11 protein-coding genes are annotated in these 13,462 nt (G+C 48.1%); 3 read left to right on the forward strand and 8 right to left on the reverse strand.

Features of this window, described 5'->3' with window-relative positions; genetic code table 11:
• Window positions 1-168 precede the first annotated feature (168 nt).
• Together H6G50_RS12870 and H6G50_RS12875 are read left to right on the forward strand one after the other, a co-directional pair.
• Complete coding sequence (locus tag H6G50_RS12870; RefSeq protein WP_190716836.1) at window positions 169-477, forward strand: acylphosphatase; 309 nt, start codon at window positions 169-171, stop codon at window positions 475-477.
• Between the two features lie 75 nt (window positions 478-552).
• Window positions 553-963, forward strand: coding sequence for a GFA family protein (locus H6G50_RS12875; RefSeq protein WP_190716838.1), 411 nt, complete (start codon window positions 553-555; stop codon window positions 961-963).
• 151 nt (window positions 964-1,114) lie between these two features.
• Here the strand turns inward: H6G50_RS12875 and queD are convergent, their stop codons facing one another.
• Window positions 1,115-1,501 (reverse strand): 6-carboxytetrahydropterin synthase QueD, encoded by a 387-nt coding sequence (gene queD, locus H6G50_RS12880; protein ID WP_190716841.1) that lies wholly within the window; start codon window positions 1,499-1,501, stop codon window positions 1,115-1,117.
• A 5-nt stretch (window positions 1,502-1,506) separates the two neighbouring features.
• Complete coding sequence (locus H6G50_RS12885) at window positions 1,507-2,124, reverse strand: 7-carboxy-7-deazaguanine synthase QueE (protein WP_190716843.1); 618 nt, start codon at window positions 2,122-2,124, stop codon at window positions 1,507-1,509.
• A 96-nt stretch (window positions 2,125-2,220) separates the two neighbouring features.
• Here H6G50_RS12885 and H6G50_RS12890 point away from each other — a divergent pair, with 96 nt between their 5' ends.
• Complete coding sequence (locus H6G50_RS12890; protein WP_190716845.1) at window positions 2,221-2,859, forward strand: peroxiredoxin; 639 nt, start codon at window positions 2,221-2,223, stop codon at window positions 2,857-2,859.
• Window positions 2,860-2,943: 84 nt separating this feature from the next.
• On the opposite strand, the gene H6G50_RS12895 is transcribed toward H6G50_RS12890, so the two are convergent.
• From H6G50_RS12895 to H6G50_RS12925, 6 genes are all read right to left on the reverse strand, one after another.
• Window positions 2,944-4,386, reverse strand: a complete 1,443-nt coding sequence (locus H6G50_RS12895; protein ID WP_190716847.1) for a hypothetical protein — start codon at window positions 4,384-4,386, stop codon at window positions 2,944-2,946.
• A gap of 77 nt (window positions 4,387-4,463) precedes the next feature.
• The gene (locus H6G50_RS12900; RefSeq protein ID WP_190716849.1) at window positions 4,464-4,685 is read right to left on the reverse strand and encodes a hypothetical protein; all 222 of its coding nucleotides are present in this window, start codon (window positions 4,683-4,685) and stop codon (window positions 4,464-4,466) included.
• A gap of 76 nt (window positions 4,686-4,761) precedes the next feature.
• Entirely contained in the window at window positions 4,762-6,069 is a 1,308-nt protein-coding gene (locus H6G50_RS12905; RefSeq protein ID WP_190716851.1) for a glycosyltransferase, read from the reverse strand.
• Between the two features lie 84 nt (window positions 6,070-6,153).
• A complete protein-coding gene (locus H6G50_RS12910; protein ID WP_347239930.1) occupies window positions 6,154-7,542 on the reverse strand; it encodes a glycosyltransferase family 39 protein in 1,389 nt (462 codons plus the stop codon).
• A 95-nt stretch (window positions 7,543-7,637) separates the two neighbouring features.
• Complete coding sequence (locus tag H6G50_RS12915) at window positions 7,638-11,960, reverse strand: glycosyltransferase (RefSeq protein WP_242032808.1); 4,323 nt, start codon at window positions 11,958-11,960, stop codon at window positions 7,638-7,640.
• Window positions 11,961-12,088: 128 nt separating this feature from the next.
• On the reverse strand, window positions 12,089-13,375 hold the full coding sequence (locus H6G50_RS12925) for a hypothetical protein (RefSeq protein ID WP_206756571.1): 1,287 nt from the start codon (window positions 13,373-13,375) through the stop codon (window positions 12,089-12,091).
• Window positions 13,376-13,462 lie beyond the last annotated feature (87 nt).

Consider the following 13,462-nt stretch of genomic DNA (forward strand, 5'->3'; position numbering starts at 1 on the left):
TCATAACCGTTCTGAGCGACAGCCATTCCGAACTCGTAGGGGCGTTTAATCGAACGTCCCTATATTAAAACGAGCGCTCGTTTTTACGGTTGTCAAAAATCGAACTCTAAAAGCATTCAAGCTTCAGTATAATTGCACCCAAGCTATTCAAGATTGCGTACCTATTCTATGGAAGACTCTACAACGTCCTCAAAACCGTTCCGCGTCCGTCTTCTCATTTCCGGACTCGTGCAAGGAGTTGGCTACCGTTACTCCACGGTACGGCAAGCGCAAAAATACGGGATTAAGGGCTGGGTGAGGAACTTAGACGATGGAAGGGTGGAAGCTTGGTTGGAGGGCGATCGCGCGGCGGTCGATCGCGTGGTTCAATGGTGTCATCAAGGGCCACCCGGCGCTAAAGTCCGCGAAGTGCGACTCATCGATGAATCACTCTCCTCACAACCGATAATGACAACCTTTGAAGTACGGCGAGATTAACCGCTTGATTTGTCGCCAACCGACTTGGGCAGTATAATAATCGGCTAACCATCGCGATCGCGGGGATACAAAATTATGACCAGACATTTTACTGGCGGCTGTTCGTGCGGTGCTGTTCGCTACGAAGGATCGGCGGATCCGATAGTCATGGCGAATTGCCACTGCCGCGACTGTCAAAAAGCTACAGGCGGCGCTTTTGCTTCTGGGTTTTTAGTGCCGCGCGATGCTGTCAAAATTGAGGGAGAAGTCAAATGGTATCAAGTCACGGGCGACAGCGGTAAGCCCGTCGGACGCGGTTTCTGTCCGGTTTGCGGTTCTCGGTTATTTTCTCAACCGCCCAACCCGGAATTACTTGCTGTGGCGGCAGGCAATCTTGACGATTCCAGTTGGTTCAGTCCAACAATGGACATTTATACCGCTAGCGCTCAACCTTGGGCTTGCATGAATCCCGAACTGTCTAAATTCGCCAAAATGCCATCTGCTTGATTTCCCTCGAATTAAAAACCCGGTTTCTTGGAGAAACCGGATTTTTGGAACGCACAATTTTAAGCTTGTCGATGTACTACCTTGACAAGCTTAAAACTAGGGGTCAAATTTTTCTCCCCGTCTCCCCGTCTCCCCTTGTCGATGTACTACTTTAGGGATTAACCGCCCGAACGTACCGCGCCCCAGAAGTACAAGTTTCCTGAATTTCCACCGCATATAATCCCGGCAAACCCGAAGATTCAAGCTTTTCAAAAATCCACTTTGCCATAACTTCGCTCGTCGGATTTTCCAATCCCGTCGTCTCGTTCAAATAATAATGATCCAAGAAATGGTCGAGTAGCGGCTGAATGTATTGCTTGAGATCGCCGTAATCCATAATCATGCCCTGTTTGGGGCCGCTCTCAATTAACTGCTGCCCCCGAACGTAAACTCGCCCTACCCAACTATGTCCGTGCAAGCGCTGACACTTGCCATCGTGGTGAGGCAAGCGATGAGCCGCTTCAAAGCGAAATTCTTTATATATCGTCCATTCTTCCATTAAATCTATGGTATTTGCAAATATTTATGTAATTGTACGGAGAGACGATACTGAGGAAATTGCTGAAGTAAGTCGAGAATAATCGGCAGAGCGCGATCGCGCTGTGTCCATTCTGGTTGTAAAAATACAGGAATCATTGTTTCCGGCGGAAGATACGGGGCATAAAATTCTAACTCCAAACCCGTCTCCACCACCAACTTAATTTCATTGGCGCGCTTCCACATTTGCGGATGGACGGGATAGCGGGGACTGACGTGCTGTTTCGGGCTTAACGTCACCCAAGTTCGCGCCGAAATTTCCTGCCAGAACGCGCCGGAAGTTTCAATAGCGACCATTTTCCCCGCCGCCTCCAAAACCTCAATTAACCCCGGTAACTGGGAATGCAAAAACGGTTCGCCCCCAGAAATCACTACGCGCGGCGACTTCAGTTCCCCCAACAGTTCCTCAAACGTCATCATCCGGCGCGGTAAGCCGATACCGCCCTCGGCGTACCCCGTATCGCACCACGGACAGCGAACCGGACAACCCGCCAAGCGAATAAAATCAACAGGCGTACCCGCCCAGTACCCTTCGCCTTGAAGGGTTTGTTGAAATGTCTCGTGAATAGGAAGCGAAGAATTCATTACAAAGCGCTAAAACCCGATAGACATACCGGAGTTTTGTGGGAAAATTTAAAGGTTGCCTCTATCTCAAAGCTAACTTCTAAAGGAGAACGATCTATGGCAAACCTACAACTAGGCGATACAGTACCAGACTTTACTCAAGATTCTAGCGAAGGCGAGATTAAATTTTACGACTGGGCAGGCGATAGCTGGGTGGTGCTTTTCTCTCACCCCGCAGATTACACCCCCGTTTGCACCACCGAACTGGGCGAAGTCTCTCGACTCAAGTCCGAGTTCGACAAGCGCAATGCTAAAGTTATTGCCTTGAGCGTGGACGATGCTGAATCTCATAAAGGTTGGATTGGCGATATCAACGAAACGCAACAAACGACCGTCAACTATCCGATTTTGGCAGATTCGGACAATAAAGTGTCGGATCTCTACGGGATGATTCACCCTAACGCTAACGCTAAACTGACGGTGCGTACCGTTTTCGTGATCGATCCTGCGAAAAAATTGCGCTTGACAATTACTTATCCGCCTAGCACCGGACGCAACTTTGAAGAGATTTTGCGCGTTATTGACTCATTGCAGTTGACAGATAACTATCAAGTCGCAACGCCGGTTAACTGGAAAGATGGGGACGATGTAGTCGTTGTTCCGTCGATTCCCACTGAAGAAGCGAAGCAGAAGTTTCCCAAAGGCGTTGAGGAAATTAAGTCTTATTTACGCATGACTCCGCAACCGAACAAATAATTGTCGATCGTTAACAACGGACGATTGAAAATTATCGAACGGTAGGGGCAGAGCAATGCTCTGCCCTCTGATTATATTCAAACATTAAGCTGCTGGAAACGCGATCGCGATCGCGCCGAGCGCCGGAACCTCAAAACTCGCTTGTCCTCTATCCAACGCCACTTCACCCACAACCTCATCGCGAACGCGCGCGCTAAATTCCCACATCGTCCCCGTTCCCTTCGTCCTTAATGCTGTTAAATCCGTCCTAACGGAGTGAGATTTTTCTCCCGCATTAACGACCAACAAGTATAAATTATTCTGCTCGTCTTGGGTCGCGATCGCCATTAAATCGGGGTTATTGGTAGAGGATTGAAACGTCGTCCGTCCGCCCTGTAAAACTCGAATCGCCATTCGCAGAGAATAGTAACTGAGTCGCCGTTCTCCCGTCGCTCCAATTAACCCTTTAAAACCGTTTGTTTTTCCCCAATCGTACAACGAAAAAATATGACTGCCGTAAATATAACTTTCCGGTTGCGAACCTCGAATCGCATTCTGAATTAGATTGAGCGCTAAAGGTAGCGTATCGTATTCATTTTCATAAGTTCCCCATTCACTGACCCACAGATCTGAGTTTTCGCGGACTGTATCTTTCATCCATCCTCGAACCCGCCCAATATAATCTGAAATATCGCGATTGTAGTCGTGAATATTAACACTGCTAAACTCTCTAGGAATTTCTTGTAAAGCAAGAGCGGGCCAACTGCTATCGCCAACCGTCACAGGAGCGTGAATATGGTAAGTCCGAGTCGGCAAATACGTCCGATAAACAAAATCAATTGCCTCTCTCGCGATTTTTACCAGTTGAAAATAGTCGCTCTGAGTCCCTCCCCAACCTTGAGCGCGATTGTCTGGTTCGTTATGAATTTCAAACTCATCAACCCGATAGTCATTACGCACATTAAGCCAGTAAACCGTTGCAAAAATATGTTCCCACCACTCGTTCCAATCTGCTTCAGTTCGGGGAGGATTAAGTTGTAATGCCCAAGGAGGATTCCACGAGTTATCAACATTACGAATCGTGAGAACGGGTTTAATACCCGCTTGCTTTAGCGTGCCAAAAATTGTTCGAGCATTCCCCTGCCAAATTTCCTCAGAAGAACCCGACCACCAATAATCGCTGCGATTCGGCGGATTTGTCATGACTTTATCCCACCAATCCCAGTTAATAATTGCGGGATTGGCTTGAATTTCAGCAATTGAAGGCCAGCCATATCGTCCATCATCATCTTCAGCTTCCCAGCGAGACATACCGCCATAGATTCGGTAAGTATTCATCCCCAAATCTTGCAAATCGCGGACATCAAAATTCACATTTCCTTCGCAAGCACCCATATAGCGCGTACTGATGCCCCAAGGTTTACCGGAAACTTGAATTATTGTCATACTTTGTGCCAAAGTTGTGATGCCGCTAAACAGGTGAATGAGTAACGCGATCGCGAGACCAACAAGCCAATTAAGCGATGATTTTTTTGATAGGATAAACACTGCTTTAATCCATTTTTAACGGCTACTGTTTCTCATCTGTTTTTGCAGCTTATTGCCTTCGATTCTTATCACGCAAATCAGCCAAAAATGCCACGCACCTGCTCTTCATTTTGTACGATCCATTGATAAATATCTCCGAGCGTTTTTTTTGAATCTCTTTGGGGTTTCCATCCCGTCTCTATCATAACTTTACGCGAGTCCTTAATAAAAATAGGTATATCTCCGGTACGCGCTTCGGGGACGGGCGCAATCTCAATTTGATAACCCGTTAATTCCTGGCAAATTTGCGTAGTTTCCAAAAGCGACAACGCATTTTCTTTCCCGCCACCCACATTAAAAAGCCCGCTCCCCCAGTAATTAAGACATTTCGACTCATTATTTTTGACTCTGTAGGTTTAAAACTCGCTCGTGCTTGCGAAAATAATCGCCTCTAGAAAGATGTTTTTCAAGCCAAATATAAAGCACAATAAATAAATAACGGCTTCCCATTTCTTTTAATTTTAATTTAGAAATCCCAGTTGCGCGGTTGCGCCAAGTAATGGGAATTGTCGTATAAGAATAACCGCGAACAATTGCTTTTAATGGCATTTCTACGGTTAAGTTAAAGTGATGGGAAAGCAAGGGAGAAATTCCCTCAATTGCTTCTCTCCGATAAATTTTAAACGCATTAGTTGTATCGTTTAATTTTAAGCCAAAAAGAATTTGGATGAATAAGTTAGCAAGGCGATTAACGATTAATTTGTGAGAGGGATAGTCAATCACTTTTCCACCGCGAATAAAGCGAGAGCCAAAAATGCAATCGTAGCCTTCTTGTAATTTATAATAATAATCTACGATATTATCAGGGGAATCGGAATTATCTGCCATAACGACTGCGACAGCATCGCCGCGAAAGTTTTCTAACCCGCAGCGAACGGCAAACCCAAAACCATTAGGATAATAGTTATTGATATAGCGAACGTTTGGAATTTGCTGGTTAACAGTTTGGAGAAGTTCTTCTGTACGATCGCGGCTATTATCGTTGACGACGAGAATTTCGTAAGGAATGTTTTGGGATTCTAAGGTTTGAGCGATCGCACTCACTGTAGGGACGATACAACCTTCTTCGTTGTAAGCGGGAATCACCAAAGAGAGTAGAGTAATACTTTTGTCGGTTGAGGCTGAGATATTACTAGAAGTTGGCGGCGCTAACTTGCGATCGCGTACAAGTGCGGGAGCTAATCCTTCCGGGTAATATATCTCAGTTGTCCCTTCTGCGGGCGATTGAGTTTTGGGTTTGAAAACTAGGCGATCGCTAATAACATAATTGATCGCGGCACTCAACAGTACGCCAACTAATGTATTGACGGCATAATTGACTTTCAACCAATCTAAGAGCGGAAAAATCAAAAATATCCGACAAACGACTGCCGCCCCCGCCGAAATGTGGTAGAGGGGGATTTGCCGCAGCAGCACGTCTCTCAGCTTCCAGTTTCCTCCCTGCCACACCCAAATGCGATACAAAAAAAAGCTCAATAAAAGGGAGATTTCAATGGCGATTGCGTTGGCAACATTTCTTAAAAAAGGTGTATTAAAATTTCGCACCTCAATCAGCCAAAATATTAGTGCTAGGTTCAGAGCAGCAGCAACTCCTCCGCTCAGTAAAAATTTTAAAATATTGGCTTGAAGTAGTTTGGCGAGCATCCCCAATTCCTTGCTGATGTCGTGAATTTCCCAAGCCTAGCATAACTTGACCTATCAACATTATTGCAGATTTTGAAGTTGAACTTAGGAATTGATTAAAGAGCGCTGTTTGAGTTCTTCGGGGCTAAGAATGCGGTAAATTAACCAATCTTTACTTTGAGAATGAAACTGGCAGGTGCGCTCGATGTGTTGGGCGAGTTTGGAGTAATTTTTCCAAAGATTATTAGTTTGACGAGCGCTTACTCCAAACCAATCTGCACCACTCTCTCGCAGTTCTTCAAACAATTGGATGGCATCGTCATCGTTTTTAGGGAGCTCGTTCCAACCTACATTATTGGCAGGGGGAAACGTCCAGCCGCGCCGACGACTGTAATAAATAGCAATGGGATCGCCAATGTCGGTGGCGATCGTCACGACCAAATCATCGGGTCGAGCAACGCGATCGAGAGCTAAACCGAGTTTACGACTTTGATCCGCGTAAGGTCTATACATCCGCTCGAGACTGCTCTGTCCGAACCCTCCAATCACTAACAGAAAAACAACGATAATCGCTAGCGCCCTAGGAGTTCGCAGCGAAGAATTCCAAGAAGAAGCGATCGCAATCATGCCATGTGCGGCGAATGCCGCCGCAACCGGATTGATGAGATGAAAATTCCAGGGGTTCGTCACTAATTCCTTCGCTCCAATCGCGTAGTAGGCGAGTCCGCCTAACAGCCACCAATGAAACAGCCAAGGGGCGTGAGGAGTTGAATTCAATCCTGACTCTTTATCTTCCTGCCGCCTTGGCGGAGGGAAGCATAAGCCCACAGCCACGAGGAGGATAACGGGTGCAGTCCATATCCAGTTATTAAATTGCGCGTTGAGGTGAGGGATAAAATAACTGTGCTTTAACCATTTTGCCAGTCCGCTATCCCACACCCAATTTCCCGAACCGGCGAAGTGATAAGGCGGGTACGAAAGAGAAAGATGTCTGGCCCAAAGATAGTAAGCGATAACAGGAATCAGCGAGGCAACCGCAGCACCCGCTATCAGCAGTAACTTTTTGGGAGATCGCTGCTGGCGGCGACCTAAAATGACCCAAATTGCGTAGAGCGCCGGAATCCCGACGATTAAGCCCGGAATTTTGGATAAGAAACCCCAAGTGCCAAAAACACCAGCTAATACCAGATAGCGCGGGCGATCGCTTTGACAGTAAGCGACTGCGAACCACAAACTGGTTGTGACTAAAGCCACCATTGCCGGATCGGGCAAAAACGAACGCTCGATAAAAATGCTTCCCGGTAAGATTGCCATAACCGCAGCGCTAACCAGAGCGTGTTCTTCATCCCAAACGCGACGAACAAGTTGATAGAGAGCAAAGATTCCCCAAATGCCAAAGCTGGCAGCGATTGAACGCCCAACCCAATCCTGCTGACCGACGATATGGTAGAGCATTGCAGCCAAATAGCTTACCGTCTGGAACTCGCTAAGCACCTAAGCAAAATAAATTACTCACTTGCAAATCCTGAAACCCTTGGCTTTCCTGCTTTTTGGCTCATGGTTATGTGTAAATAATTTTGCATACCTGCTTAGTAGGGCGGCGCTCCGATCTTGGCAACAAACTCCTGAAAACTATCGCTCCCCATCACTTCAATGCGAGGAATTGCTAGCAAGGAATCTTGAAAGCGACAAGCGCCCGAGCGACAAGAGAGACCGAATGTATAGCCGCAAGCCCCAATTAAATGCTCGACGACAGGATCGAAATCGCCGTAGGGGTAGGCAAAAGTATTAATCGCTTCCCCTAATTCGCGTGAGATTATGGTACGCGATCGCGCTGCTTCTTTCACAACTTCCGCTACCGATAACGCCGTCAGCGGTTGATGCGTGGCGCTATGCGAGCCAAAGATTACTCCTTGCTCTCGCAGTTGCCGAATTTCCGACCATCCCATCAAGGGTAAATCTTCCCCATAAGCACTATCCCAGCGATTAGAATCTCCCGCACGCTCGGCGACGATAAACACCGTTGCAGTAAAACCGTATTTTTTCAACAACGGCCAAGCATACTCGAAAAAGTCTTGGTAGCCGTCGTCAAAGGTAATCGCGATCGCGCGCCCCGGTAAAGCGCGCCGCGCATCTGCTGCCGCTTGCCACGCCTCCCAACTGACGCTATAAAAACCCGCATCCCGCAAATAGCGCAACTGCTCCTCAAAGACTTCCGGCGTGACGCGCCAGCGAGCGGTAGCAGCCGAACCCGTCGGCGCAACGCGATGGTACATGAGAACGGGTAACTTTTCCGTCGTTACCGGGGCTGGAACGATGCTCTCTGAAGGTTGACCGCCTTGCCATCGTACTGTCGCTTCTACCTCGGGAGGAGCGGGGGTCGGCTGCTGCTCCAATTTGATGATTTCCGGCGTGGAATGCTGCCACGGTTGACGCTGAAACAGTTGCACGCGGTACAGCGGAGTCCAAATTTCCTTCGCTAAGGAAAGTAAAGGCTGGCGGGCGAACGTATCGCCGATTGCTTTCGCCCCAAACGATAGCCCCCAGTCGTAACCGGGTTTATCTGGTTCGTCGATAATTTGATGGGCGTGCGCGACGAGCAGATAGCCGCCCGATTCGAGAGCGTCGGTAAATTTCCCCGCTACTTCTTCAAGGACTTTCAAACTTTCAACATAATAAAGGACTTCGCTACAAACAATCAGATTGAATTTGCCGGGAATTGAGTCTTTAGTCAGGTCTAATTTCTGGAAGCAAATGTTGTTGAGATGGCTGCAACGTTGGGTGGTGCGATCGAGGGCAATTTGGGAGAGATCCGTTGCTAGAAGGGTCTCGACGCGAGGAGCGAGTTGAGCGGTGAAATGCCCTTCCGCGCAAGCAATTTCTAGCGCTTTGTGAATGGGAGTTGAAGGCAGTAAGGAAAGCGTTTGTTCGTATTTGGTTTGTTCGTAAGGGCTGGTATATTTCCAAGGGTCGGCTCGCGAGGCAAAGAGCGTTTCAAAATGTTCTAGCCCGTAAATTTGAGCGGTGTTAGCCGAGGTTTCAGGGAGACTCGATAGGGGAGACTGCTGCGAAACCGATTCGAGATTGGCTCCAGATGCAGCGATCGCGCCGGGATCGTAAATCGGAGATTCTAGCCCTTCGGTTAGGGAGGATGAATCTAAGATTGCTTCTTTCGTTACTCGCGCCATTGCGAGCAAATCCTCTACTGTTTCCGACGGCAAGACGGCTCGCCGATTCACGCTGCCGCTGAGTCCCGGACGGCGAGCCAGTAAGACTTTTGAATGTTTCACGGGTTCCGCATCGTGGGTTTGCGCGGCTAACGCCAGACGCGATCGCAACGAGGTCGGTTCGTTCCAGGATTGACCGATCAAACCCTCGCGAACGCAGGCGCGGCAAAGTTCTAAGCCGCCTGCGGTAGTAATAGCAACGCGCAATGCTTGGGCGGTAACGAGGTTATCGATCGCGGGAATCGTCAACTGGGCGATCGCAACGCCCCCGACGGTAAAGATGGCTTTTAGTTCCGAACCGGGAACGACGAGATCGCACAGTTCTTCGCTGACTTCTACTCTCCGTTCATTTGACTCAATCGAGATGTTCGTTGCGGTAGGCTCGCTCAATTCCGAGTCGTAGAAGCGATCGCTCGGCCAATCGAGTCCCCAAAGTTGCTGTAAAAACACCGTCCAGCCGATTTGGTCGTGGTAGGCGCGGTCTTGTTCGGTGTAAACGGTCTGCTCGAAGAATCGCCCCAGAATCTGCCAATAAAATTGGGCAGCGATCGCGTCCTTCAGCACCCAAGTCGATACCGTACCGTCGCAAATCGGCAATTCCAGCCGTCCCAGTTCGGTTCCTTCCATTTCCACAACGCAGTAGAAACGTTCGGCAGACGCGGGTGGAGCGAGAGCGAGAATTGGTTCTGTTACCTCAACCCTTGCTGCATAAGTCTTGCCAATTGTCAAAGGATTTGCAATCCGCGCGCGTTGCAGAATTAATTGCTCTAAAATGTTTGCGCTGCGACGAGCCAGTCCTAGAGTCCTCGATTGCACCTCGAGGGCGTTCAAAAAATCGAGAATCGATGGCATCCATTCGGCTGCGAGGCGTTCCCAAGCGTCAAAAGTTTGGCAAGTCGGGAGAATTGCTGCTTTAAAGATCGTGTAAGCAACATGATACGGATCGAGGCTGGGATCTGAATCTTGCCGAACCAACTCTAGTAAGGGCAAGGGATCCGTACCGCTCCCCACGAGCAAACCGGCAGACCAGCAAAGCCATTGCAGTTTGGCGCGGGCAAGTTCTTCGAGGGGTTGACCGTTGGCATGAGCGGGGAGAGGGTTAGAGATGCGAGGATCGGAGGAATGTCCTCGCTCGATGACCCGCAGCGCATCGGCAAACATCTGAAAAGCATCGATTGAAGCCGAGTCCGGACGCATTCGATAGTAGACCAAGACTTCCGGTAAGCGATCGAAGCGCGCGCCGACGCGAGCAAGACGCTGCCACATATCCCAATCTTCGCAGGTGCGGAACGAGGGGTCAAAACCGCCAACGGTTTCGACGAGCGATCGCCGAATCACACAAGCGTGAATCGTAAAAGCGCAAGTCTGTGCTAAGGCTGGAAATAAATTATCGGCTTGGTGCCAATAACTTTCACCAATCTCCTGACCGTCGGGAGTTACGCGCGCCCAACCGCAGTGAATGCCATCGAGATCGGGATTCTCGCGCAATTTCTGCGTCATCTTTTCAAGCTGTTCTGGCGCAAGCCAATCATCGGAATCGAGGAATAACAGCCAGTCGTATTGGGCGAGGAGGATGCCGGTATTGCGGGCGTTACAGACTCCGGCTTGCAGTTGGCGTTTGGTGCGGATGCGCCCATCGCGGGCGGCAAATTGGGCAGCGATCGCGGCGGTATCATCTTTAGAGCCATCATCCACGACAATTGCTTCCCAATGGGGGTAGGTTTGCGCGAGCAAGGATTCTAGGGTTTCGGCGAGGGTTGCTGCGGCGTTATGGGCTGGGATAATAACTGAAACGGCGATCGCCGGGAGAGGGTTCGGCAAAGGCGGGGAAATGGGAGCGCGTTTTTTGAGAACGAGCAAATCTTGAGCGCCCACCCCGATCCCATGACTTCCCGACCACAATCCGGGTATGGGTTCTCGTGCGAGTTCGAGTCCGGCGCGATCGGCGAGTTCTTCGATGAAGCTAAACTTGTAGGCCGTCATGAACTCGGGATTTTTGGGATCCGCGATCGCGAAATCCTCGCCCCAACTCCCGTAGCGGTGGTCGAAATTGAAGTACGATCTCGCAAAGCCTAACGGTCGTCGCTGTCCGGGTTGATAATAGTCGAGCAAGAAAAAGCTAAATAAACAGCGTCCTTCGGGCGCAAGGACTCGAGCGGTTTCTCGAAAGTAATTTTCCGCTATTTCAGGTAGTATATGCGTGAAGACCGAAGCTGCATAAACCAGATCGAAGGCATTATCGGCATAGGGAAATCGATACTTTTCAGCCTCAATTTTGCCGCTGGAATTATAATAAGTATTCTTGAGATTCGCCCATTTAAAATTAAAATTCGGATACTTGGAATGAAATTGATGATTGAGGAATTCAATTTTATTTTGACAAATATCAAAGCCATCATAAGTTCCCCCTGAAGTCAAGATATACCTTAAGGGGAACGCAATCCGTCCCAGACCGCAGCCAATCTCTAAAACTTTACTATCCTGTTTGATACTGCCATAAACACGCAGCAGCATACTCCATTCTTCCGCCCATCGAAACCACTCTTCGAGTTGCGCGACTCCTTCCTGGCTCATTTGTGCGATCGGCGGTACTAAGTCTGGTTCGTAAGCAACCCAACTTGGGAACTTCCGGTTCAATACTCTTCTCTTTAACTCCAAAATCTTCGCTAAAATTTCTAATTTCATGGCGGTTGAGGAAGTCAGTGAGTAGGACAGACTCTAAATCTAGATTCGGTCAACGATTCTAAGTCGATTAAATCGGTTTCAGTCGTAAGCTGAGTAATGACAGAACTATGTTTCGTGGGATGAGGTTGTTAAAGCTCGGAGTTGTCAAAGCTTAAAATTTCCGCCTGAGATTCTGACAGATGCTGCCAGCGATACAGGTGAAGCAATAAAGAAATAAGCAGACAAGTAAAAGCAATAAAAACCAGGTGCGCTACATATATGAATCCGCTTTTCATCCCTATGCCTAGGAAAATTACCCAAGCGACTATACCGACTTTACTCCACAAATTTTTAACTTGCAAGGTTAGCTCTATGCCTAAAACAACAGCGATTGTTAGCAAACTTAAATGAAGCCAGCGTCCCGGAACAATCATTTGTTCCCAGGACATATAGCCGTAGATGTTAGCGCCGTAGTACATCCCCAAGAGTAGGCTAAAGAGTCCGAGGAGGAGATAAAGAAGTCTGTGAAAAATTTTACGGCTGGGGATTGCCTCCCAAATTTGCAAACAGAGGAGCAATACTAGCATCCCCAATGCCGCCGGAAACCAGTTCTTTGCAATACCTGCGTCGCCACTGACTGTGTTTCGCACGAGCCACTCAACCAGGAGCGCTTCTAAACCAAGTAAGCCTATGAGTAGGCTTGCACCGATTAAAGCCGTTTGTAATGTTGCAGAGAAGCTCGTGCTTTCTTGTTCCGAGCTAATTGCACCCTCGTCTTGTCGGAAGGAATGAATGATGTAGAGGTTTGTTGCTATCAAAAAAAATAAACTTCCAAATATCTCCAAGCTTTCTTCTACCATCTGAGAGGCAGTCTGATTCTGCCAAAAGATTTCAATTTGAGTTGTCGCTACAATCCTTAGCTCTAGTAATTCTAAAAAAGGAACAGTAATAAAACAAATTACTCCAGTAATTGTAAAAGCAAAAGCGAGTACGCTCTGTCTAATGTGTAACCAGGCGAAAGCAACCATAAACAAAGCGACTAACCCAATGGGGACGGCTAACACAAGAACCCAACCCAAGGGCAAATCTCCTGATGGATTGAACGCTGTTATCATTCCGATGCGCTCGTGAAGCGAGCCAATTTCATCCAGAGAAAGTAAGGCAAACGCGAACGCGAAGCCGAGCCAGCCCCAGCTTAAATAGCGCTCGCGGCGAGACAGGTTTTGTTTGCGGTCTGTGAGGAAACAAAGAGTCGATTTTAGGGATACAAGCAGTAATAGCATTGAGGAATACCAGCTTGCAATTACATTCTCCATTGCTAGATAAAATTGAACTAAAATATATTTTATTGCCGAGCCAGCTTCCCAATTACTTGCCAGATATTGACGGAAATAAGCCGCGAACATCCAAGTTCCCAGTACCATATACAAATTCATTAACGCCAAGGTAGTAATGACAATTGCCAGCCGCTTGTAGGAACAATTAGTTTTAAAAACTATTGAGTTTTTGGTCAACATTATTTA

This window comes from Oscillatoria sp. FACHB-1406, from assembly GCF_014698145.1.
In the GTDB taxonomy this organism is placed as follows: domain Bacteria; phylum Cyanobacteriota; class Cyanobacteriia; order Cyanobacteriales; family Spirulinaceae; genus FACHB-1406.

What these genes read in the sequence shown, in the direction of transcription:
- H6G50_RS12905 (WP_190716851.1), bottom strand. Translation starts at nt 6,069, where the DNA reads ATGCTCGCCAAACTACTTCAAGCCAATATTTTAAAATTTTTACTGAGC.
- queD (WP_190716841.1), bottom strand. Translation starts at nt 1,501, where the DNA reads ATGGAAGAATGGACGATATATAAAGAATTTCGCTTTGAAGCGGCTCAT.
- H6G50_RS12875 (WP_190716838.1), top strand. Translation starts at nt 553, where the DNA reads ATGACCAGACATTTTACTGGCGGCTGTTCGTGCGGTGCTGTTCGCTAC.
- H6G50_RS12885 (WP_190716843.1), bottom strand. Translation starts at nt 2,124, where the DNA reads ATGAATTCTTCGCTTCCTATTCACGAGACATTTCAACAAACCCTTCAA.
- H6G50_RS12915 (WP_242032808.1), bottom strand. Translation starts at nt 11,960, where the DNA reads ATGAAATTAGAAATTTTAGCGAAGATTTTGGAGTTAAAGAGAAGAGTA.
- H6G50_RS12890 (WP_190716845.1), top strand. Translation starts at nt 2,221, where the DNA reads ATGGCAAACCTACAACTAGGCGATACAGTACCAGACTTTACTCAAGAT.
- H6G50_RS12925 (WP_206756571.1), bottom strand. Translation starts at nt 13,375, where the DNA reads ATGAATTTGTATATGGTACTGGGAACTTGGATGTTCGCGGCTTATTTC.
- H6G50_RS12870 (WP_190716836.1), top strand. Translation starts at nt 169, where the DNA reads ATGGAAGACTCTACAACGTCCTCAAAACCGTTCCGCGTCCGTCTTCTC.